21 protein-coding genes and 1 riboswitch are annotated in these 23214 nt (G+C 53.8%); of the genes, 4 read left to right on the plus strand and 17 right to left on the minus strand.

The window, feature by feature from the left end:
- Positions 1-153: 153 nt before the first annotated feature.
- The 4 genes from pspG to HHI26_RS15335 all read right to left on the minus strand — a co-directional run bounded on the left by pspG (position 154) and on the right by HHI26_RS15335 (position 3444).
- The gene (pspG, locus tag HHI26_RS15320) at positions 154-387 is read right to left on the minus strand and encodes an envelope stress response protein PspG (RefSeq protein ID WP_133846966.1); all 234 of its coding nucleotides are present in this window, start codon (positions 385-387) and stop codon (positions 154-156) included.
- Positions 388-544: 157 nt separating this feature from the next.
- On the minus strand, positions 545-1540 hold the full coding sequence (dusA, locus tag HHI26_RS15325; RefSeq protein ID WP_171149319.1) for a tRNA dihydrouridine(20/20a) synthase DusA: 996 nt from the start codon (positions 1538-1540) through the stop codon (positions 545-547).
- A 190-nt stretch (positions 1541-1730) separates the two neighbouring features.
- Positions 1731-2021 carry a hypothetical protein gene (locus HHI26_RS15330; protein ID WP_238337024.1) on the minus strand — a complete coding sequence of 97 codons (291 nt, stop codon included), beginning with the start codon at positions 2019-2021 and terminating at the stop codon, positions 1731-1733.
- Positions 2022-2202: 181 nt separating this feature from the next.
- Positions 2203-3444 carry a conjugal transfer protein TraF gene (locus HHI26_RS15335; protein WP_171149320.1) on the minus strand — a complete coding sequence of 414 codons (1242 nt, stop codon included), beginning with the start codon at positions 3442-3444 and terminating at the stop codon, positions 2203-2205.
- Positions 3445-3906: 462 nt separating this feature from the next.
- On the opposite strand from HHI26_RS15335, the gene zur reads away from it, so the two are divergent.
- Entirely contained in the window at positions 3907-4416 is a 510-nt protein-coding gene (gene zur, locus HHI26_RS15340; RefSeq protein WP_133846982.1) for a zinc uptake transcriptional repressor Zur, read from the plus strand.
- Positions 4417-4502: 86 nt separating this feature from the next.
- Here the strand turns inward: zur and HHI26_RS15345 are convergent, their stop codons facing one another.
- The 4 genes from HHI26_RS15345 to HHI26_RS15360 all read right to left on the minus strand — a co-directional run bounded on the left by HHI26_RS15345 (position 4503) and on the right by HHI26_RS15360 (position 7416).
- Positions 4503-4712, minus strand: coding sequence for a CsbD family protein (locus tag HHI26_RS15345; protein WP_133846962.1), 210 nt, complete (start codon positions 4710-4712; stop codon positions 4503-4505).
- 215 nt (positions 4713-4927) lie between these two features.
- Positions 4928-6250: an MATE family efflux transporter DinF gene (gene dinF / locus HHI26_RS15350; RefSeq protein WP_133846961.1), complete on the minus strand. Its 1323-nt coding sequence runs from the start codon at positions 6248-6250 to the stop codon at positions 4928-4930.
- Positions 6251-6332: 82 nt separating this feature from the next.
- Positions 6333-6941 carry a transcriptional repressor LexA gene (gene lexA, locus HHI26_RS15355; RefSeq protein WP_062748337.1) on the minus strand — a complete coding sequence of 203 codons (609 nt, stop codon included), beginning with the start codon at positions 6939-6941 and terminating at the stop codon, positions 6333-6335.
- Positions 6942-7047: 106 nt separating this feature from the next.
- A complete protein-coding gene (locus HHI26_RS15360; RefSeq protein ID WP_171149321.1) occupies positions 7048-7416 on the minus strand; it encodes a diacylglycerol kinase in 369 nt (122 codons plus the stop codon).
- A 127-nt stretch (positions 7417-7543) separates the two neighbouring features.
- Between HHI26_RS15360 and plsB the strand changes: the two genes are divergently transcribed.
- A complete protein-coding gene (gene plsB / locus HHI26_RS15365; protein ID WP_133846981.1) occupies positions 7544-9967 on the plus strand; it encodes a glycerol-3-phosphate 1-O-acyltransferase PlsB in 2424 nt (807 codons plus the stop codon).
- Between the two features lie 51 nt (positions 9968-10018).
- On the opposite strand, the gene ubiA is transcribed toward plsB, so the two are convergent.
- From ubiA to pgi, 8 genes are all read right to left on the minus strand, one after another.
- Positions 10019-10867 carry a 4-hydroxybenzoate octaprenyltransferase gene (gene ubiA / locus HHI26_RS15370; RefSeq protein ID WP_192933176.1) on the minus strand — a complete coding sequence of 283 codons (849 nt, stop codon included), beginning with the start codon at positions 10865-10867 and terminating at the stop codon, positions 10019-10021.
- Positions 10868-10886: 19 nt separating this feature from the next.
- Positions 10887-11414 carry a chorismate lyase gene (gene ubiC, locus HHI26_RS15375; protein WP_133846958.1) on the minus strand — a complete coding sequence of 176 codons (528 nt, stop codon included), beginning with the start codon at positions 11412-11414 and terminating at the stop codon, positions 10887-10889.
- A gap of 105 nt (positions 11415-11519) precedes the next feature.
- Positions 11520-11936, minus strand: a complete 417-nt coding sequence (gene psiE / locus HHI26_RS15380) for a phosphate-starvation-inducible protein PsiE (RefSeq protein WP_062748345.1) — start codon at positions 11934-11936, stop codon at positions 11520-11522.
- Positions 11937-12110: 174 nt separating this feature from the next.
- The gene (locus HHI26_RS15385) at positions 12111-14204 is read right to left on the minus strand and encodes a YjbH domain-containing protein (RefSeq protein WP_171149322.1); all 2094 of its coding nucleotides are present in this window, start codon (positions 14202-14204) and stop codon (positions 12111-12113) included.
- Positions 14204-14959 (minus strand): capsule biosynthesis GfcC D2 domain-containing protein, encoded by a 756-nt coding sequence (locus HHI26_RS15390; protein ID WP_159336735.1) that lies wholly within the window; start codon positions 14957-14959, stop codon positions 14204-14206. Before HHI26_RS15390 ends, HHI26_RS15385 begins: the two co-directional genes overlap by 1 nt.
- Positions 14956-15603 carry a YjbF family lipoprotein gene (locus HHI26_RS15395; protein WP_133846955.1) on the minus strand — a complete coding sequence of 216 codons (648 nt, stop codon included), beginning with the start codon at positions 15601-15603 and terminating at the stop codon, positions 14956-14958. Before HHI26_RS15395 ends, HHI26_RS15390 begins: the two co-directional genes overlap by 4 nt.
- Positions 15604-15680: 77 nt before the next feature.
- Complete coding sequence (yjbE, locus tag HHI26_RS15400; protein WP_133846954.1) at positions 15681-15950, minus strand: exopolysaccharide production protein YjbE; 270 nt, start codon at positions 15948-15950, stop codon at positions 15681-15683.
- A 648-nt stretch (positions 15951-16598) separates the two neighbouring features.
- Positions 16599-18242, minus strand: a complete 1644-nt coding sequence (gene pgi, locus HHI26_RS15405) for a glucose-6-phosphate isomerase (RefSeq protein WP_133846953.1) — start codon at positions 18240-18242, stop codon at positions 16599-16601.
- A gap of 371 nt (positions 18243-18613) precedes the next feature.
- Positions 18614-18803: riboswitch (Lysine riboswitch) on the plus strand.
- 92 nt (positions 18804-18895) lie between these two features.
- Between pgi and lysC the strand changes: the two genes are divergently transcribed.
- A complete protein-coding gene (gene lysC / locus HHI26_RS15410; RefSeq protein ID WP_159336734.1) occupies positions 18896-20248 on the plus strand; it encodes a lysine-sensitive aspartokinase 3 in 1353 nt (450 codons plus the stop codon).
- A gap of 248 nt (positions 20249-20496) precedes the next feature.
- The gene (gene panS / locus HHI26_RS15415) at positions 20497-21414 is read left to right on the plus strand and encodes a ketopantoate/pantoate/pantothenate transporter PanS (RefSeq protein WP_133846951.1); all 918 of its coding nucleotides are present in this window, start codon (positions 20497-20499) and stop codon (positions 21412-21414) included.
- A gap of 53 nt (positions 21415-21467) precedes the next feature.
- Here panS and HHI26_RS15420 read toward each other — a convergent pair whose 3' ends face one another.
- On the minus strand, positions 21468-23117 hold the full coding sequence (locus HHI26_RS15420) for a Na/Pi cotransporter family protein (RefSeq protein ID WP_133846950.1): 1650 nt from the start codon (positions 23115-23117) through the stop codon (positions 21468-21470).
- Between the last annotated feature and the right edge of the window lie 97 nt (positions 23118-23214).

Below are 23214 nucleotides of genomic sequence, written 5' to 3' on the forward strand. Positions count from 1 at the left end.
CAGCGGCGATGAATACGTTTTGATTCAGTGAAACCATCTTGGCAGAATTCATAAGTAAAAAATATGTTTAATTGCGAAATGGTGCTTAGCAATTTGCCATGATGTGATCCAACCCGCATTAACACGCCAAAGACCTCAGGCAACTCATTGATATTATCGAGATAACCAGGGTTTATCCTTCGCAGAGGGTTTCCGAAAAGCCCGATATAACCAGACGCCAATCACCGCCAGCAGCAACCACGGTAACAATTTAATAACAACAGCGAACAATCCGCCAACGACCATCACTACGGTAGCCACCAGCAGCGCCGCAATGATGCCCAATAACGAAATACCGGTCAGCAACAGCATCATAAAAAAGCCGATGACAAACAGGATCTCTAACATGTCGATACGCTCCAGAATAAGGGACTCTGAAGGGACTATTACAAGAAGCGTGCCAGTACGGCGAGGATTTTAAGGTATTGATCTATAAGGAAGGCGCTCACCAGGGCCGTAACAACCCTGGTGAATTTCATCAAAGCTTAGTGAATATTTGACGATGTTATACGTTGGCAGGCACTTTATCCGCAACCAGTAGCAAGGCTTTTTCTACCACATCAACACCGGCACCCGCTTTATGGGCATTCTCACTCAGGTAACGACGCCACTGACGCGCGCCAGGAATGCCCTGGAACAGTCCCAGCATATGGCGGGTCACGTGGCCAAGGTAAGTACCGTTCGCCAGCTCGCGCTCAATATACGGGTACATCGCACGCACCACCGCAACAGGATCAACCATCGGCACGGTGCTGCCGAAGATCGTCTGGTCTACCTGCGCCAACAGTCCCGGGTTCTGATAGGCTTCGCGCCCCATCATCACCCCGTCCAGATGCTGTAAATGAGTGCGGGCTTCTTCCAGCGACTTGACGCCGCCGTTAAGCGACAGCGTAAGCTGCGGGAAATCACGCTTCAGCTGGTAAACGCGTTCATAGTCGAGCGGTGGAATTTCACGGTTCTCTTTCGGGCTGAGGCCAGAGAGCCAGGCTTTGCGGGCGTGAATAATAAATGTCTCGCATCCCCCCTGCTCTGCGACGCGCTGAATGAAATCACAGAGGAATTCGTAGCTGTCCTGATCGTCGATGCCAATTCGGGTTTTCACGGTAACCGGAATAGAGACCACATCGCGCATCGCTTTGATGCAATCCGCCACCAGTTGGGCTTCACCCATCAGGCAGGCACCGAAGCGGCCATTCTGCACACGGTCAGACGGGCAGCCCACATTGAGGTTGACCTCATTGTAGCCACGCTCTTCTGCCAGTTTTGCACACTGTGCCAGTGCTGCCGGATCGCTGCCGCCCAGTTGCAGCGCCACGGGCTGCTCTTCAGAACTCCAGGCCAGGTAATCGCCTTTGCCGTGGATAATCGCCCCGGTAGTCACCATTTCGGTGTACAGCAACGTCTGACGCGTCAACTGACGATGAAAGTAACGACAGTGGCGATCGGTCCAGTCGAGCATCGGGGCAATGGAAAAGCGATGTGCAGGGAAATTATCGGTCATGAAAAGCGTTAACTCTGTATCAGAAAGGGAGTGTCGATATTGTGCGCAATCATAGCACGGCGGGCCGCGAGGATACAGGATCAGGGAAAGGTGATTGCCAGCAGCCGTGAGGTGACTGCTGGGAAAAATCAGAAAATAACGTTCCGCTTCAAAGCGCAGTGACTTGAATGAATTATTAAGTTATTCAATATCAGCTAAAGTCATAACGGTTTAAAATATTTTCAACTGCAGGGTCATTTTCATATTTTATTTTCAGTTTTTCTTTCTGCTCTTTCGCTTTACCGCAATAATTATCAACAGATTTTTCAATTTCCACCTGCCGTTCTTTAGGGAGGTTACTATCCCATTCTCCCGACATATGGATGCAGTTATCAGCATTATCGGTAAATGCTTTGATATCCCTGGATGGCGCAGTCGTGATGTTAGACGCACACCCACTGATTACCAGACACAACAAAACCATTCCATTCATTACCCGCATTGTTATCTTCCCTGTATTTTCCCCTATGAGTTTACTCAGTCTGCCAGTATTGGAGAAAACCATCCAGGGTATGTCTGTTCGATTGAGTGAGCAAAGATGAATATCAGGAAAAGTGCGAGGAAAAACCTGTAAGGGTGAGGACAACCCCTTAGGGTTGCCCTCCTAAAGACCATCCGGACTATCAGAAAGTGAAGTTCAACTGGGCAACGGCGCCCCAGGTATTGTCTTTCCCCACCATCCCGGCAAGGTCCAGATGCACTTTGTTAAACGGTGACAGGCCAAAACCGCCCGTGAAGACATCAGTGTCATTGGACTTCACATCAGCACGGTAACCGGCGCGCAGTTGCAGCCAGTCCAGTAAACGATACTCCGCACCCACGGCAGCATACTGGCTGTCCTGTTGCGTTTTAAAGCGCTTAGTCGGGGTCAGGTCCACATCCAGTGCCGTTGTCAGGCGCTCGGTATGGTATGCCACGCCGGAGGTGACCAGCGGACGGATTTGATAGGTATCCTTGTAGCCGCTGACCTCTTTGGTATCAATATCACGTGAGATCAGGTTCTGCGCGCTCAGGCCCAGCGTCCAGTTTTCACCGAGGTCGGTTGAGGCGCCCGCATCCAGGTTAAACCCGGTGTTGGTATTTTTATAATTGCCGTTGGTGAAGTCTGACTTGTCATAGCTGTATACCGAGGCGCTGTAGTTATACAGCGTGGTTTTTTGCAGCTTTGGCGTGATGCCCAGCGACACCGGCTGACCACCGAAATCGAACTCATGCGCGACGGCGATCCCCATATCGTAAACCACCGCTGCACGTCCCAGTCCGGCAGAAGTCAGGCTGTTCAGTCCCGCCGTCGTCGGAATGTTAGTGCCATCGGCAATACCTTGCAGATAATCGATGTCGCTTTGCGTGACATCGGTTACCACGGAAGCCGTACCGTAAGCTTTGGTGACAAACGCGAAAGGCAGAACCTCATTCGGAACCGTCACTGCAAATGCAGCACCGGCATTTGCCCATGCCTTCTGCCCTTTGATCTCGCGCAGACGATCGGCTAGATCACCGGCAGCCGACTGGGCGCGGGGGATATCCGTGGGGAAGACGAAGTTATTCGCCAGGTCTTTGTAACTGTCGACAGCATTGGTCAGGTCATCCACCTTATCGACCAGTTTTCCTTTGTCGCTGATCTGCGCACCGACGGCTGGCAGGATAATACTGACGCTGTCTTCCGGTTTTGCTTTGGTCATCAGCGCCGGGTTCGCCAGCACCGCCGAACCGTAGCTGGAAGAGGCAACCCCCACCCCACCCATCGCATCATTGCGGGCATCGAAATAGTTACCGGCGGCAAGCGCACTCAGCGGAGTAAACAACAGAGCATGTAATACCACTGGTGCGGAAAAACCGATTAATTTATTGAATTTATTTGCCATTGACCCCAAACCCACCATAAAAAAAATGAAAAAGCGAATGCGCAAAGACACGCATAACCGAATGCCTGAATAATGAACATAAAGGCACCATTTCATTGCTGTGAATTGAGAGAAGATGAGTGGGCTTATCAGGTCATTGCCATTTTATTAATCTGTTATCACGCTAACAGTTGAACGTTTTGCATCTGTTTATTTCAGTACCAAACGCACACAGCCCTTTGCAAAAGGTAGTCATGAACCTTAAGCCCTGCAAATCAGATTAACGATACTGCATTAAAAAATAATGGCCCTGGTGCACTCAAAACAATGATTAAATTTTTTTTACCTTCTGCACTTATCAGCAATACCAGTAAAGGGTTGAGTCTGTGCACGTGACAGAGGGCCGCCTGAAGGTGAACTCGGCGTTTTGTTGCAGACGTGATAAAATAACATCCTGATATGGCCTGAGGGGGAACAATGAATATGACCAGTGCTGAAAAAATCCTGTCGCAGGCGGAAGTCATCTGTCAGCAACGCAGCGTGCGACTCACGCCGCAGCGTCTTGAAGTTCTGCGTTTGATGAGTGAGCAGAATGGGGCCATCAGCGCCTACGATCTGCTGGACTTACTGCGTGCCTCTGAACCTCAGGCAAAGCCTCCTACCATCTACCGTGCGCTGGACTTCCTGCTGGAGCAGGGCTTTATCCATCGCGTGGAGTCCACCAACAGCTATGTGGTTTGTCATCACTTTGAAGAACCGTCACACACCTCAGCCATGCTGATTTGTGACCGCTGCGGTTCAGTGGCCGAGCAGCATGCTAATGGCGTGGAAGATATTTTGAAATCGCTGGCCCTGAAGTCCGGTTTTACCCTGGGACATAGCGTGATTGAGGCGCATGGTTTCTGTGAAAAATGCGGGGAGATTGAAGCCTGCACACATCAGGATGCGTGCCAGCACGATCATAGTGTGCAGAGTAAAAAACGCGGGCGTTAGTCAAATTTTGTGAGGGAGGAGAAAGAGGTGAGTGGCACTGTCCTTGTGCCTGGGTAGGAGCATCGTCCTGAAAGGGTCCGCTGTTTTTACCAGCGGTGGTTGTTACGGGTTTCCCAATCACTCAGCTCTTTTTCGGCCTGATCTTTCTGATAGCCGTAGCGTTCCTGAATTTTACCCACCAACTGATCGCGTTTACCTTCAACGACCGTCAAGTCATCATCGGTCAGCTTACCCCATTGTTCTTTCACTTTACCTTTAAACTGTTTCCAGTTACCGCCGGCTTCGTCTTTATTCATAATGTGATTCCTCTACCTTGGGTTAAAACAGCTTTAATGCCTCAAAAACCAACTGTTAAACCAGACAATCATCTGGTTATTTGCCTGAGACAAAGATAATTGTAGTAGAGAAACCACGCACTGGCCGTTAACCCGCTGGCAAAAGCGGTAGAAATCACTAAAAACACCTAGAATTCAGTGAACTAGCGAAGCGGCGCGTTACGTAACCAAATGTGTCACTGCGCGAACCAGGTTCCCTTACGCCAGTGACGACGCCAGATGACCCACAGGGAGACACCGCGCAGCAGCAGGAACAACGTGACTGCCAGCCACAGACCATGATTACCCAGCCACGGCACGCTAAACAGCGCCAAACCAAAGCCCAGTGCTGCGACGGCCATACTGTTGCGCATCTCACTGGCGCGGGTGGCACCGATAAACATCCCATCCAGCAAATAACAGCCCACACCCGCTAATGGCATCAGCACCTGCCACCATAAATACCGATCGGCAAGCTGGCGAAGCGGTTCCAGAGACGTCAGCAGCGCGATAATTTGCTCACCAAACAGGGCATAAAATAGAGAAAACCCTGCTGCGACTAGTAACGACTGCCGACAGGCAGCATGCCAGACGCTGAGTAACTGCTTACTGTCGCGCGCGCCATAGGCTTCTCCAGAACAGGCCTCAACCGCATAGGCGAAGCCATCCAGTGCATAGGCGGTAAAGGTGAGGAACATCAGCAATACCGCGTTGACCGCCACCACATCATTCCCCAGACGGGCACCAAAGATAGTCAGCGACGCAAAGCAGATTTGCAACAACAGAGAACGCAGCATGATGTCGCGATTTAAGCGCAGCAGGCGCCCCACATCACCGCGCCAGGCACTCAGCATCAACCTTACTGACAGACCACGCAGTTTCATCACCCGCCATACCAGCAGCAGACCAACAATAAAACTGACATATTCAGCTATTGCGGTAGCCGCTGCCGCGCCCTGTACACCCCACTTCAGGCCAATAACAAACCACAGATCCAGCAGGATATTGACCAGATTACCCACCACCAGCAGGATCACAGGGGCACGCGCATACTGCACCCCAAGGAGCCAGCCAAGCAGCACGAGATTGGCCAACGTTGCGGGAGCACTGAGCCAGCGCACCTGCATAAACAGTGCCGCCTGGTGCAGAACGTCTTCGCTGCCACCGGTCAGGCCCAGAGCAAAGTGAGTGATGGGTGTTTTTAGCAGGATAAACAGCAGGCCGGCCAGCAGAGCGAGCAGCAGCGGCTGCATCAATGCACGTGCCAGTGCGGATTTATCACTGGCTCCAAATGCCTGGGCAGTCAGCCCGGTGGTGCTCATGCGTAGAAACAGTAGCAGCATAAACAGGAAGCTGGTTACGGTCGTGCCGATCGCCACCCCACCAAGATACGTCGGGCTATCAAGATGGCCGATCACGGCGGTATCGACCAGACCAAGCAGTGGCACGGTAATATTAGAAAGGATCATCGGCAGCGCCAGCCGCCAGAGGCTTTTATCCGCAGAGGTGAGCAGTTTCATCAGAACCCATCAGAGCTAAAGCGATTACAGATGATAATACGCGCCACAGAAGCAGCGCGCAGGATTTAGCGGGGAGTAACGATTACAGCCAGTTGCCGTTGCGAATAACGCCGACAGCAAGACCTTCAATAGTCAGCGTTTGCTGACGCAGGTCGACAATGATAGGTTTGAAGTCCGGGTTTTCTGGTAAAAGTTGCACCGTATTACCCTGCCTTTTCAGGCGTTTCACTGTCACTTCGTCATCAATGCGCGCAACCACAACCTGCCCATTACGCACATCTTCAGTTTTATGTACCGCTAACAGATCGCCGTCCATAATACCGATGTCTTTCATCGACATCCCACTGACGCGCAACAGAAAATCAGCGCCAGGCTTGAACAGGTCAGGGTCAACTTTGTAGTGCCCTTCAATGTGCTGCTCTGCCAACAGTGGCTCACCGGCGGCAACCCGGCCAATCAGTGGAAGACCGTCTTCTTCTTCCATCATCAGGCGAATACCGCGGGAAGCACCAGAAACGATCTCAATCACGCCTTTACGGGCTAAGGCCTTCAGGTGTTCTTCAGCCGCATTCGGGGAACGGAAACCAAGTTGCGCAGCGATCTCTGCGCGCGTCGGCGGCATACCAGTTTGATTAATGTGGTCGCGAATCAGGTCATAAACCTGCTGCTGCCTCGCCGTTAGTGCTTTCATTCCGCCCCCTGGTTGTTTATACAGTCGACTGTGAGTATATACAGGTATTTAGACATTGAAAACCTAAAGTTGGGCGAAATGCAGTTTGTGGCGATTTTTGGAAAACTCATCGCAAATGTGGCACTAACAGCATGATCCAAACAAAAATTGCCAGCAAGATAGTCAACAGCACGGCCGCAGAACCCATATCTTTGGCCCGGCCTGCAAGGGGGTGTATTTCACTGCCGATACGGTCGACGACCGCTTCGATGGCACTGTTGAGTATTTCGACAATGATGACCAGCATGACCGAGCCAATCAGCAGCACACGGGTAATGGCATCTACGTCCAGCCAGCAGGCAATGATAATCGCAATGATCACCGCGACGGCTTCCTGACGAAAAGCGGCTTCATGCTGCCACGCGCTGCGGATGCCTTTCCACGAATACCCGGCTGCTTTTATGATTCGCGTCAGTCCGGTGACATTATTTGCCATAATCAGGGAACCCTTTGAGAAGTTTAACGTCAATGAGTGGAACTACAGGTTTTTTAACACCACAGATTCTGTTGGCGCTTTCTGGTATGCTTGCGGCGCTTTGCTAACAAGAGGCTTCATGTTGTCTATGTCAGGTTGGCGTAAATTATATTATAACTTATTGAATCTTCCAGTAAAACTACTGGTAAAAAGTAAAGCAATTCCGGCTGAGCCGGTTGCCGAACTCGGGCTTGATACGTCGCGCCCTATTATGTATGTGCTGCCTTATGATTCAAAGGCCGATCTCCTTGCACTGCGTGAGCAGTGTCGCAAACAAGACCTGCCCGATCCTCTGGAACCTCTGGAGATCGACGGTACGGTATTGCCACGCCATGTGTTTATTCATGATGGCCCGCGCTTGTTCCCGTACTTTGTTCCGAATCTTGAGTCGGTCAAGCTGTTCCACGATTATCTCGATCTGCACCGCAATCATCCCGATCTGGATGTGCAAATGGTGCCGGTATCAGTGATGTTTGGTCGTGCGCCGGGCCGTGAGGTACAGGGTGACGAACAGCCGCATCTGCGCATGTTGAATGGTATCCAGAAATTCTTTGCCGTCATCTGGCTGGGACGTGACAGTTTTGTGCGCTTCTCACCGATGGTATCGCTGCGCCATATGGCCACCGAACACGGTACAGATAAAATCATCGCGCAGAAGCTGGCCCGTGTGGCGCGTATGCACTTTGCCCGCCAGCGTTTAGCGGCCGTGGGGCCGCGTCTGCCTGTGCGCCAGGACTTGTTCAACAAGCTGTTGCAGTCTAAAGCGATCGCCAAAGCGGTTGAAGACGAAGCACGCAGCAAAAAAATCTCCCATGAAAAAGCCCAGCAGAATGCCGTTGAGCTGATGGAAGAGATCGCCGCTGACTTCTCTTACGAAGCGATTCGTCTGACCGACCGTATCATGGGTTGGACCTGGAGCAAGCTGTATCAGGGGATTAACGTTAACGGCGGTGAGCGCGTGCGCCAGCTGGCACAGGACGGACATGAGATTGTCTACGTGCCCTGCCATCGCAGCCATATGGACTACCTGCTGCTCTCCTATGTGCTGTATCACCAGGGTCTGGTGCCGCCGCATATTGCAGCCGGGATCAACCTGAACTTCTGGCCAGCGGGCCCGATTTTCCGTCGCCTGGGCGCTTTCTTTATTCGTCGTACCTTCAAGGGCAATAAGCTCTACTCCACGGTGTTCCGTGAATACCTTGGTGAGCTGTTCACCCGTGGCTATTCCGTCGAATACTTCGTGGAAGGCGGCCGTTCACGTACAGGCCGCCTGCTGGATCCGAAAACCGGCACCCTGTCGATGACGATTCAGGCGATGCTGCGTGGAGGTAACCGCCCTATTACGCTGGTACCGATTTACATCGGTTACGAACACGTGATGGAAGTGGGAACTTACGCCAAAGAGCTGCGCGGTGCGACCAAAGAGAAAGAAGGCTTTATGTCGATGGTGCGCGGGCTGCGTAAGCTGCGTAATCTCGGTCAGGGCTATGTGAACTTTGGTGAGCCGCTGCCGCTGGTCGCGTATCTGAATCAGCAGGTACCAGAGTGGCGTGAGGCTATCGATCCTATTGAAGCCCAGCGTCCAGCCTGGTTAACCCCGGCCGTGAACGACATCGCGCAGAAAGTCATGGTGCGGATTAACAATGCAGGGGCAGCCAATGCCATGAACCTGTGTGTGACTGCGCTGCTGGCATCACGCCAGCGTTCGATGACCCGCGAGCAGCTGACCGAACAGCTCGACTGTTATGTGCAACTGCTGCGCAATGTGCCGTACTCGCCTGATTCCACCGTGCCGGATATGACGCCAGAGGCACTGCTGGAACATGCGCTGAGCATGAACAAATTCGAGCTGGAGCAGGATAGCATCGGCGAGATCGTGGTACTGCCGCGTGAGCAGGCCGTGCTGATGACCTACTATCGCAACAACATTCATCACATGCTGGTGATGCCGTCGCTGATTGCCGCCATTCTGATGCAGCACCGTGAAATCACCCGCGCCGAGCTTCTGCGCCAGGTCACGGTGATCTACCCAATGCTGAAGAGTGAGCTTTTCCTGCGCTGGAGCACCGATGAACTGGGCCAGGTACTCGACTCACTGGTGGCTGAAATGGCCCGTCAGGGGCTGTTGATTGCTGAAGAGAGTAGTCTGCGTCTGAGTGCCGGTCGTTTCCGTACCCTGCAACTGCTGGCTGCCGGCGTGCGCGAAACCCTGCAACGTTACTCGATTACCTTCTCTATCCTCAGCGCGAAACCCGCAATTAACCGTGGCACGCTGGAAAAAGAGAGCCGTACCATGGCACAGCGTCTGTCCGTGCTGCATGGTATTAACGCGCCGGAGTTCTTCGACAAAGCGGTGTTTACATCGCTGGTGTTAACGCTGCGTGATGAAGGCTATATCAGCGATTCCGGTGATGCTCAGGTTGAGCAGACACAGCAGGTTTATCAACTGCTGGCAGAGCTGATAACTCAGGATGTGAGAATGACCATTGAGAGTGCCGTAGAGCACGATTGATGTCAGTGTGGTGGGCCGATGATCGAAACAGATGATCGGCCCCTACGCGTTTTATCCGATCCCCAGTACCACGCCAACGAACAGCACCAACCCTACCCAGTTATTATTCAGGAAGGCCTGGAAACAGCGATCGCGCTGACGTCCGGCAATCAGCTTCTGCTGATGGACAAAAAACACACCCGCCACCAGCACCGCCCAATAGAATACGCCGCTGAGATGCAGTTGCCAGCCCACCAGCGTCATCAGGCCAAGCGTTGCCAGCTGTAACAGCCCCACAATCAGCTTATCGAAACGTCCAAACAGAATGGCGGTGGATTTCACGCCGATTTTCAAATCATCATCACGATCAACCATCGCATAAAGCGTGTCGTACGCCACCGTCCAGCAAATATTCGCCAGGAACAGCAGCCAGCAGGTTAATGGGACCGTTTCACTCACCGCCGCCCAGCCCATCGGAATAGCCCAGCCAAACGCCGCCCCGAGCACCACCTGCGGCAGATGCGTGTAACGTTTCATAAACGGATAGAGCCAGGCCAGCCCCAACCCACCAAGCGACAGCCAGATGGTCATGTTATTCATGGTCAGCACCAGCCCAAAGGAAACCAGTACCAGCCCGGCGAACAGCAGTTTTGCCTCTAGCGTGGTCACCGCACCGCTGGGGAGCGGGCGCTCCCGGGTACGCTTCACAAAACCATCGATTTTGCGGTCAGCAAAATCATTGACCACACAACCTGCTGCACGCATAAAAAATACGCCCAGCACAAAGACCAGCAGCACGTTGAGCGGCGGGATGCTCATGCCAGCCAGCCAGAGCGCCCAAAGCGTTGGCCACAGCAGCAGCAACGAACCAATCGGTTTATCAATACGCATCAGACGGCTATAGGCCGAAAGCTTACTCATTTGCAGACTTCTCTCCACGCTACTGTCCCCCTTCTGCCGCCACGCTGGCATAGAGCGGGGAAGCGGGTAAAAACAGTTCGGTCAATAATAGCGGCTTGCCAGATAAACGCAGGCGTGAACGCCGCCCCCACAGTTCAGCACTGTGGCCGACATCAATAAAATCACGCGTTAAGGTAGAGGTGGCAAACAGGTAACGACCCAGAGGGATGGTGCCCAGCTGTTGCAGCTTCTGCTCCGGGCCGTTCAGGGTCGACTCTGGGACCAGCGTGCGCGCCACCAGCCAGGGAACCCCGTCACCGCACAGTTCGATTTCCCGCAACCAGTAACGTGGTTCTGTTGGCAGCAGGGCGGTATCCTCTGCTGCGTCCTGGGCACTGACAAATCCTTCACGCAGCAGGTTAACCGTCACCTGTTGGCAGTGACGCTCAAAACGACGGGTCATGGAATCGACTTCCAGCAGCCAGTCCAGCAGGGGGGCGGTTAACAGGGGTGATGAATCTGGTAGCCAGTTGATCGCGCGCAATAGCGACAGCGCGTTCTCAGCCATAACACTTCTCCGCAAAATCTTCGATGCGTCAGTGTAACGCAGACCCTGGCGGCAAACCTATCAAAGCTCGGCAAAAAGCCACGATTTTGTGGCTGGTTTGGCGAGTTATTCCCGCTTCAGGCGGTTGCTGTTCGCCAGCCAAAGGGTGATAACCAGGATGAGAATGGCAATGGCGTAGGCCAGGGTATCGAACGGGTTTTTATGGTCGACGATAATCAGACGAATGATCGCCGTGATCCCGATGTAGACAAAGTAGCGCAGCGGGAAGTGATAGCCTGACTGAAAATACTTAATGATCAGTGCGATAAACTCAAAATAGAGGAAGTAGATCACGATACCTTCGATCAGCAGATAAGACGATGTCTGCTCTCCGGTATTCAGCAGCACGTTACCAAGATGGATGGTCTCTTTACCAAGAAAGATGATCAGAATACAGGCCAGCACGATCAGGCCTGTGTTTAATACCATTTGCAGGGCAAAGGCCAGCCGGGTGGCGGGCGTGTTACGTTCCTGGGACGTCATGGTGTGCCTCAAAGTCATTGTTATCCGTCGTGAATGCCGACGGATAACAATATGCTTGAGCGTGATGCAGATCACAACATTTCGATGATGGATAACGCATGCATTGTACTGGCTGCGGGCCGGGCGTGCCCGACCCGTACATTTCGTAGGGGCCAGGCATGCCTGGCCCGGCGGTTAACGGTAATTGCGGTCGCGATCGATTGTCATATCGTACAGCTGGTATTTACGGCCCAGCATCTGGCCGCCATCACGCGTCAGCGGCGTCCAGTTGACCTGCGCACGACCACGGGTTGGTGAAACGCTAAAGACATCCATCGGTACGGAGATGTAGAAGCCTTTGGTGAAATCGCCTTCGCCATACTCTTCTGCTGAGACGTTGGTTTTCGTGGCGTAAGCGCCCACGATAATCCCGCTGTCAAAGCGTTTCGAAACGTCAACGGTAACCCCTTTGTCTTCAGCCAGATATTGCCCGACGCTGGCTTTCACCAGAACATTACGCATGAACCACGGCTGCCAGTATCCGGTAATATTGCCCACCTTCGCCGAATAGTCGTTGAACTTCATCATATTGTCCCAGTCACGCTGTTTGACGTAGTTCGCATCCACGCCAATCGCCCAGCTGGAATCCAGTGGGCGGTACAATACTTCGCCCCCCGCTCCGCCGTACATGGTTTCCAGATACCCGCCATACACCTGACCATAGAAGCCGTTGCCGAGTTCACGCATGTAGTTGGCCTGCAGGTTATTCACGTAAACGTTATTTTCAACGTAGTCGCGAATATGGGTACGTACGCGGGGAAGCGTGGAGTCTGCCGGTGCGCCGTTGTAGTTGAACTTGTCATAATTATTGGCAAGGTTGCCGAACAGGCTGCCATCGACCAGCAAATGATCCGTCAGCCAGAAGCTGGCATTCGCCATCACGCCCAGCTGATACAGGTAGAAGCTTTCCGGGCCACCGACTGACTGATTGAGCACTGGCGACAAACTGTAGTTCAGGCGATCGCCATCGATAAAGAAGCCCTGTTCGGTGCGCCCCGGGTCAACCGGATTGACACGTTGCTGCTGTAGCGTCTCTTCACGCCCCAGCGGGTATCCCGCCAGCTGACGTTGCAGACTTGCCACATTAGTCTCCGTCGTCACCTGCGGCATATGGCTGCGCGTCTGCGTCACCTTCAGGGTATCAATCCCCTCTGGCAGGTGGTTCACCATGATGATGTTGGCGCGATCAACGCCGCGGGTGGTATCGCGATATTTCGCCTGCTCACCGCTCACGTATAGCGTGCTGCCTTCTACCTGAATACTTGGTGCATTCAGCCCGGCGTTGTATTTCAGATCGGTCAACTGATTGGCCGTCACCGTTGGATCGAGGAAGCGCTCCTGCGGCTGCGGGTTATATTCCGGTTTCGGCGTATCACGCTGGGTCTGATGCAGATCGTTGAAGTTAGTGCGCAGGGTGAAGCCTGCCATAAAGGTGTTGCCACGCTCGTAGCTGACGTTCACATCTGCCCAGTCTGTAATGCGATAAATCGCCCCGACGTTAAACTTGCTCTTCTGCTCGAGACGACCGGCGAAATCATCCTGATAGTCGTTACCTTCGTACTCCATTTTCAGGCGCAGCGGCTGCCACGGCGTCTGATATTCAATCCCGCCGAAGATAGCGGTCGGCCCTTTGAACATATCGCTACCGCTGACGGAACCGGCGGTGCCGCTACCCTCGGTACGGTAGCAATATTTTTCACTGGCGGAGCAGAACGGATTTTTCACCGTGCCGCTGTTACCGATATAGCCCCAGCCCATACCGAGGGTGAAATCAAATGGCCCCCAGGCTTTGGTGGCAACCAGATATTCACTGTCAAACAGGCCCGTACCGCCGAGATCACGTGTCCCCACGGAGACTTCCGGTAGCCAGAAGCCCTCTTCCCACAGGCGCAGTTTGAGGTCGAAGGCTTTGTCTTTGTAGGTTTGATCTCCCGAGAAGCTCGACACCGCACTGTACTCACGCGTTTTCACATCGGTGTAGCGGATGGTCGCTTCCAGCCACGGGAACAGCTGCACCGAGGAGGAGTAGAAGTGATACTGATCGTTATAACGATAGTTAAGGCTGAACTCGCCCTCTTTGGCCATACGCGCAGTCGGTACCTGCATCAGGCCGACGCCACCGAAGTCAGACTGTGACGGGCCAATCGGGTCCGGATAACCGGCAGCCTGAACCTGACAGGCACAGGCGACAGAGAGTGACAGCAGGCTGAGAAGATAACGTTTTTTCATCAGTCAGGGATCCGGTGCGTCAGAACAGAAACGATCTGCTGGTTAAGATCGGCATAGGCGCTCGGCAGCGTCCAGGAAGAGAAGCCCACAAACAGGATGCTGCCCGGCTGCGGCTCATAGTGACGACGGTTCCAGTACGCCACCGGCACTTCTGTCACCTCGCCTGCCGGAGAGATCACCTGCGCGTTGTTGCGTTCACCGCCTTCCCTTCGCGGGTGCGCATCAAGATACTCAACCACAGATCGTCCTGCTGCCCACGGTGTTTTTCCAGCATTTTCCACCACGCCAGCCAGCGTAATGGAAGTGGGTTCTGCCAGGGTATAGAGGCTGTATTCCCCTTCCAGCGTGCGGTTAGCCTGCGGTCGTAAACGCACCCAGTCCGGGTCCAGATTCACGATCTGACGCCCTGTGACTTTCATTCCGGCAATCTGCTGACGGACGTTTTCCACCACGGCGGCCTGTTCACCGTCACCGTCACTTTTGAGTTCATCGCGCCATGCCTGCAAGCGTGTCAGCAGCTGCTGTTGCTGCTGTACCGCCACGGCCGTCGCCAGTTTTTCGCCGATCACCGTTCCCGGCCACCAGGTTTTCTGCGTCAGTGCCGGGTTGGTCACCAGTTGCGCCAGATTGGCCGCTCCGCTGATCACTACCGGTTGTGTCTGTCCAGGGTAAAAGACATTGACCCGACCATCGGCCTGGGCGTGCAGCGACAGTGATGCCACTATCCCTGCGAGAATAAGGGTTATTTTTTTCATGATTTCGCAGGCTTCAGGATGGTGGATTCAACAGGGATATAGTCTGCCCCCAGCATTTGCAGTGACTGGCGCACCTGCCCGGTGGAGATATCCACCCAGAAGGTATTACGCCAGGATTCGCCACTTTCCGCTATCGACACCTCTTCCTGCCAGACGCGGCATGCCACCGACTGACCCGCCAGTTGCAGTACTTCATCCTTCTGGCGCGAGAAGTGGGAAACCGCCGTGCCCGCCTCCGGCTTGCCGCCCTCGGTCCAGCGCAGGGTGCGGGTCCAGCTCGCGCCATCGGTCAGATGCAGGGCATCTCGCAGCGGATCGTTATCCAGGTTACTGACACCGTTGAGGTTATCTGCCAGGCCGAGCGTTTTCACCAGACGACCATGCTGAGTGACCACCATGGCTTTATCGCGGGTGATCCACTTTTGCTGACCATTTTCGTTGAAGCCCAGCACCACAAAGATTTGCTGGCCGCCGTTGACGCGCAGATACATGCTGGCGTAAGGCATCGTGTCGATTTGTTCGTTAGTCATCTGGATGTCGTCGACGCCAAGAAAAGCCAGCTTGACGGTTTCACCCAATCCTTTTTGCGTTTGTGTACAGGCCTGAAGCAGCAGGCAGAGCAGCAGAAGTGGTAGGTTTCGCAACTGTGTGTGTCCCTGAGCAAAGTAGAACAAGGCTGAAAATAACCACACAAATGTGTGGTTATGATTAATTTTTGAACTTAGCGGGTTGTACTTGTGGTGGTGGTGGTCGTTGTTCCGGTATTAGAACCATTTCCACCGCTGCTTGCTGCCAGCACCACGCCAGCCAGTGCGCCAACAGCGCCAATACCAACAGCGGTGGTGACACCGGTTGACATCGCACCTGCTTCCGCACCAGCAGCCGCACCCGTTTCAACCTCTGGCGCACCAGTGGCTTCAACGGCGGCAAACGCGCCTGTTGCACTCGCTAAGTACACTATGGCTGCAGTAGCCCATATGACTTTTTTCATCACACTTTCCCTTCATTAAATGAATGGATGCCCGGGCCTGGATGGCACCTGGCGACTCCAGTATGGGGAATTAATTTCCAGAAAGCAGCGCATCGGGCGAGGTGTCGAAGCAAGAGACACAGCTATGATAAAAGACTGAAAATGTGGCGCATTAAGATATTTTTACCTGCCATACACATTTAAACAGCGGTTAATACCAACACTCACTTTATTATCGATATGAAAAGTTGAAAAAGGCATACAGCGAGGAGAATAATGACGTAGCGGTAGTAATTGACGAAATATCGACAGAAAAACGATAAAAATCAATTAAATAACAAATTAGTTCTTAACATTTATTAGGTTTTAACGAGCGTTTATTTAAGAATTATCTGTCTCAAATTGGTACGGTTTACGTGATTTTTAGGATTATGCCCACCCTCCTTACGGCCACTTTATTCATCTTTGGGGTGAAAAATAGCCGTGTAATCAGAGTGCCTACAGGCTGCCAACGCCTGTACGCGGCTGTTAAGAGAAAGGGCGCGCTGTCAACCAGGTCCAGTTATTTCCAGAAAATAAAAAACCCCCAGAAACTGGGGGCCGCATAGAGCATCGCAGGGGTCAGAAACGCCTGCCCTGGGCGAGGCGTGCCTCGCCCAGGCGGGTAGATTAACGCCAGGATTTATAGCGATTAATCAGACCATTCGTCGAGCTGTCATGACTGCTGACCGGTTCGCCACTCGCCAGTTCTGGCAGGATGCGGTTAGCCAGCTGTTTGCCCAGCTCCACGCCCCACTGATCGAAGGTGAAGATGTTGAGGATCACGCCCTGGGTGAAGATTTTGTGCTCATACAGTGCAATCAGCGCACCGAGGCTGTACGGGGTGATATCACGCAGCAGGATGGAGTTGGTTGGACGGTTGCCTTCAAACACTTTGTACGGCACCACGTGCTCAACGGCTTTCGCGTCCAGGCCGGCATCCGCGAACTCTTTTTCCACAACATCACGTGCTTTACCAAACGCCAGAGCTTCCGTCTGAGCAAAGAAGTTAGACAGCAGCTTACTGTGGTGATCGCCCAGTTTGTTATGCGATACCGCTGGCGCGATAAAGTCGCATGGCACCAGCTTGGTACCCTGGTGGATCAACTGGTAGAACGCGTGCTGACCATTGGTGCCTGGCTCGCCCCAGATAATCGGGCCAGTCTGGTAAGAGACCGGGTTACCGGCACGGTCCACATATTTGCCGTTAGACTCCATGTTGCCCTGCTGGAAGTAAGCAGCAAAGCGATGCATATACTGATCGTAAGGCAGGATCGCTTCGGTTTCTGCGCCGAAGAAGTTGTTGTACCAGATGCCGATCAGCGCCAGCAGAACCGGCAGGTTTTTCTCTTCCGGGGTATCCGCAAAATGGCGATCCATGGCGTGGGCACCGTCCAGCAGCTTCTCGAAGTTGTCGAAACCGATAGAGAGGATGATCGACAGACCAATCGCTGACCACAGAGAATAACGCCCCCCCACCCAATCCCAGAACTCGAACATGTTAGCGGTGTCGATACCGAACTCTGCCACCGCTTTACCGTTGGTCGACAGCGCGGCAAAGTGCTTCGCCACATCCTCCTGATGACCTGAGGTCAGGAACCAGTCACGCGCGCTGTGGGCGTTGGTCATGGTTTCCTGCGTGGTGAAGGTTTTTGACGCCACCAGGAACAGGGTGGTTTCCGGGCTCAGTGTTTTCAGCGTTTCAGCAATATGGGTGCCGTCAACGTTAGAAACGAAGTGCATATTCAGATGATTTTTATACGGACGCAACGCTTCGGTGACCATAAACGGCCCCAGGTCCGAACCGCCGATACCGATGTTCACCACGTCAGTGATCGGTTTCCCGGTAAAGCCTTTCCACTCACCGCCGATGATGCGCTCAGAGAAACCTTTCATCTTCTCCAGCACCGCGTTCACTTCCGGCATCACATCTTTACCGTCGACGACGATTGGCGTGTTGCTACGGTTACGCAGCGCCACGTGCAGTACGGCACGATCTTCAGTACGGTTGATTTTCTCACCGGAGAACATGGATTTGATCGCGCCCTGCAGATCGGTCTCTTTAGCCAGCGCCTGCAGTTTTTCCAGGGTTTCGCTGGTGATGCGGTTTTTGGAGAAATCCACCAGCATCTGATCGTCGAACGTGGCAGAGAAGGCAGCAAACCGGTTGGCATCTTTGGCGAACAGGTCAGCAATTTGCACATCTTTCATTTGTTCAAAATGCTGAAGCAGCGCCTGCCAGGCAGCGGTTTGTGTCGGATTGATATTTTTCATAGCAACACACTCTTTTTATTTAAGAACTGTCATTCAGACCGGACGATATATTACCTGTTACGGGCGTTCGGCTCCCCTCTTCCTGCAACAGGTTACAGCTATCATCCCGCCACGATTTTGTCTCCGCCAGTGCGAATGATTCGCATGGAGGGTTTCAGTATGACTATTCATACCCTTTTACGAGAAAAAATTATAGCCCGGACCGTGCTTATAAGAATTGACGCTTATGGTCTAAACGATGATTTTTGATCCAAAAGTGATTAGCACGAGTGATACCTTCCCGGGTATAACGAAAATGAATAATCATTAGCCGACAAGCGTTGACAGCCGCGCCATAACCCGATATTTCTATGCGCAACTTACGCAATGTGTAAGCCAGAAGAGGCGCGTCGCCCAGGCAGTGTATTGGAGGAACCGAATCCTTTGATAATGCATGATGGGGAGCGACGCCGAGGTATCAACCACGCGGAGTGGGGCGTATCGACCGCAGGGGCTGAATCCTCTGGGTTGTCACCAGCAACGTCCGGTAGTCGGGCGGCGAGGTGGGGCGCTTCTGGGTGACTCGTAGCCTTCATTCTACGTCCTCCCCTGTTGTGCTCCTTCCCTTGTGCCAAGCTGATGGAATAAATCCTGACACGAAGGTAGTCATCGTAATGTCTCAAAATCTGATCGTGGCGAAATTTGGCGGCACCAGTGTGGCCGACTTTACCGCTATGAACCGCAGCGCTGATGTGGTGCTGTCCAATCCCGATGTGCGTCTGGTTGTCTTATCCGCCTCTGCGGGTGTGACCAATCTGCTGGTTGCACTGGCTGAAGGCCAGCAGCCAAAACAGCGTGCTTCCCTGCTCGACGACATTCGCCGTATTCAGTACGCGATCATTGACGCACTGGATCAACCGACGGTCATCCGTGACGAAATCGACCGCATGCTGGACAACATCAGTATGCTGTCTGAAGCGGCAGCACTGTCGCCCTCTACCGCCCTGACCGATGAACTGGTCAGCCACGGTGAACTGATGTCCACCCTGCTGTTTGTTGAGATCCTGCGCCAGCGTCAGGTCGCCGCAGAGTGGTTCGATGTGCGTAAAGTGATGCGCACTAACGACCGCTTTGGCCGCGCAGAACCAAACGTCACGCTGCTGAACGAACTGGTTAACACCCAGCTGAAATCCCGCACTGACGAAGCGCTGGTGGTGACACAGGGCTTTATCGGGAGTGAAGCACAGGGCCGCACCACCACGCTAGGCCGTGGCGGCAGTGACTATACGGCTGCCCTGCTGGGTGAAGCGCTGCATGCCAGCCGCATTGATATCTGGACTGACGTGCCGGGTATCTACACCACCGATCCGCGCGTGGTGCATACTGCCCATCGTATCGATGAGATCACCTTCGAAGAAGCTGCTGAAATGGCGACATTTGGCGCGAAAGTGCTGCATCCGGCGACGCTGTTGCCTGCGGTCCGCAGTGATATTCCGGTGTTTGTCGGTTCCAGCAAAGATCCGTCAGCCGGTGGCACCATGGTGTGCAATAAAACCGAGAACCCGCCGCTGTTCCGCGCCCTTGCGTTGCGCCGTAAACAGACGCTGCTGACGCTGCACAGCCTGAATATGCTGCATGCACGCGGGTTCCTTGCCGAAGTCTTCAACATTCTGGCGCGTCACAATATCTCCGTTGACCTGATCACCACCTCTGAAGTGAGCGTGGCGCTGACGCTGGATACCACCGGTTCAACCTCGACCGGAGAAAGCCTGCTGACACAGGCGTTGCTGACGGAACTCTCCTCCCTGTGCCGGGTAGAAGTGGAAGAGAATCTCGCGCTGGTTGCGATTATCGGCAACAAACTTTCTCAGGCCTGTGGCGTGGGCAAAGAAGTGTTTGGCGTGCTGGAGCCGTTCAATCTGCGCATGATCTGTTACGGTGCCAGCAGCTACAATCTCTGCTTCCTTGTCCCTGGACAGGATGCAGAGAAAATTGTCCAAACGCTGCACCGCAACCTGTTTGAATGATGATGAAACCGGGCCTTGCCCGGTTTTTTCGTCGGCGGCAGAAGAAGTATGCTGTGCTGCCTGAACCCCACTCCGGTGGGGTTTTCTGCTTTATATCCGCCGGAACTCGCTGACTTTTCACCCCATTTTTAATGCTATGATCTTCGACGTCTTATCCTTCGGGATGAGCGTTGTTTTGCTATGGCAATTTGGCATCATCTGCATACTCGCTGAAAGAAAAAATGCGATTCTAAAAAGGAAGTCTCTCTATGCTCGCCACTGTTACCCGACTGTTTCCTCTCTGGGCAGTCCTGCTCTCTGTTGCCGCGTATTACACGCCCACGACCTTCACCGGCATGGGACCTTATGTGCCTTACCTGCTGATGCTGATTATGTTCGGTATGGGTGTGACGCTAAACGTCGGCGATTTCAAACGGGTACTGACCCGCCCGGCACCGGTGATTGCCGGTACCTTCCTGCACTATCTGGTGATGCCACTGGCAGCCTGGGGCCTGGCAAAGCTGTTCCATATGCCGCCTGACCTGGCAGCAGGTATGATTCTGGTGGGCAGCGTGGCCAGCGGGACCGCCTCTAACGTGATGATCTATCTGGCCAAGGGCGATGTTGCCCTGTCCGTAACCATCTCCTCCGTGTCGGCGCTGGTGGGGGTCTTCGCTACGCCGCTGCTGACTAAATTCTATGTCGATACCCATATTCAGGTGGATGTGGTGGGCATGCTGCTGAGTATTGTGAAAATTGTCGTCGTGCCGATCAGCCTCGGCCTGGTGATCCACCACACCATGAACGGCCTGGTGAAACGCGTAGAGCCTTACCTGCCTGCATTTTCCATGGTCTGCATTCTGTTGATCATCAGTGCGGTGGTGGCAGGCAGCCAGGGCTTTATCGGTTCAGTGGGGCTGATGGTGATTGTCGCTGTGATCCTGCATAACGCCATTGGTCTGCTGGGCGGCTACTGGGGCGGCAAGCTGTTTGGCTTCGACGAATCCACCTGCCGCACGCTGGCGCTGGAAGTGGGCATGCAGAACTCAGGTCTGGCCGCGGCGCTGGGGAAAATGTACTTTTCCCCACTGGCAGCATTGCCAGGCGCGCTGTTCTCCGTGTGGCATAACCTGTCCGGGTCACTGCTGGCGGGTTACTGGTCTGGCAAAGCGATTAAGAAAAAATAACCTGCTGTTGGGGTTTGTTTTAACATTCGTAGCGGGTCAGGCGTGCCTGGCCCCTACACCTTCCTGACTCTGCTACTTTCCTCATCATCTCTGTCATCATCCGCCTGCTCCAGCACGCTGTATGCCACCGCGCAGAACAGAGAGTTAAGGCGCTTCATATCCCCCAGTAACCCCAGATGCAGCGAACTGGTTTCGATGCTCTGAACATTATGCTGATGCAGACGATCAACATGAGCATGCGAGTAGCGACGGTTGGTGATGCGAAAACGGTGCTTGGAACGACGCAGGCGTTTCGCACTGGTCATGTCGCGGGATAAAAATACCGACAGGCTCAGGCGCAGGTTGTTGGTCAGCAGCTCTAACTGAGCATCCAGCTCCTGTAAACCTTCCACCGAGAATGCGCGCCGCGCGGCCAGTGATTTATCGGCCACATCGCCACTCATCCGTTCAAGAATATCTCCGGCCTGCTCCAGGTTCAGGGCCATCTCAATAATTTCTGCCCAGCGCCGTGAATCCTCTTCCGGCAGGTCTTCTTTTGGCATCTGTGCCAGATAGAGTTTGATGGCGGTGTACAACACATCGACATCATCATCCAACTTGCGAATTTCGCGATCTTCCCGCAGTTCACCGTGCACAACTTTGCTAAAGGTCGCCAGCATTTGTTCCATCACATCCCCCATTCGCAGGGTTTCACGTGAGGCATTAGCCAGCGCCAGCGCAGGCGTATCCAGTGAGCCGGGATCAAGATGGCGTGGCTTCAGACGCAGGTCGGTTTCCGGCTCCTCACGGATCAGCCGACGACACAGCGCAGCCATCGGTTCGGCAAAGGGCACCATGACAACGCAGCGGATCAGGTTGTAAAACACATGGAAGAAAATCACTAACTCTTCGTCGTTGACCGGCAATTTCTCCAGCCATCCCGCCAGCGGCTCAATAAACGGCAGCACCAGCAGCGAGCCGATAAATTTAAACAGCAGGCTGCCGAGCGCCACCCGTTTGCCGGAAGCGTTCGACGCGCTGTTATTCAGCATCGCCAGCAGCCCACTGCCGAGGTTAGCCCCAACCACCAGACAGAGGGCGACTTTGAAGGAGATCACCCCGGTGGCCGTCAGCGTGGCGGTCAGCAGAACGGCCGCGAGGCTGGAATAGCTGATAATCGCGAACAGCGCACCGATCAGTGAATCAAGCATCACATCACCGGTCAGTGATGAGAACAGCACTTTTACCCCGGCGGCCTGGGTGATCGGCGTGGCAGCAGCAACAATCAGCTGTAAGGCCAGAAGAATTAACCCCAGCCCGATGCTGGCACGCCCTATCTGCCCCGCACGGGTCTGTTTGCGGCCAAGGAAAAACACCACGCCAAAGAAGATAAACAACGGCGACAGCCAGGAGAGATCAAACGTGAGGATACGCGCCATCAGCGCCGTACCGACATCCGCACCGAGGATGATCACCAGCGCAGGTGTCAGCCCCACCAGCTCCTGGGCGACAAATGACGTCACCAGCATGGTGGTGGCATTGCTGCTCTGCACCAGGGCGGTAACACCAATGCCCGCCAGAAACGCCATCGGTTTTTTTGCCACGCTGCGGCTGAGTACCCGCCGCAGATCGGCACCGTAGACGCGCATAATGCCGGTACGCACGATGTGCGTCCCCCACACCAGCAACGCCACGGCAGAAAGAAGATTAAGCAGGGTTAACACAGATATCGACCTCATCACTCAGAAAGACTGACTATGCACAGCAGTAACAACATCCGCTGTGCTGATAGTGTTAGTTTAGCCGATGATTACCTTATCA

The organism is Erwinia sp. JH02 (assembly GCF_013074405.1).
In the GTDB taxonomy this organism is placed as follows: Bacteria; Pseudomonadota; Gammaproteobacteria; order Enterobacterales; family Enterobacteriaceae; genus Erwinia; species Erwinia rhapontici.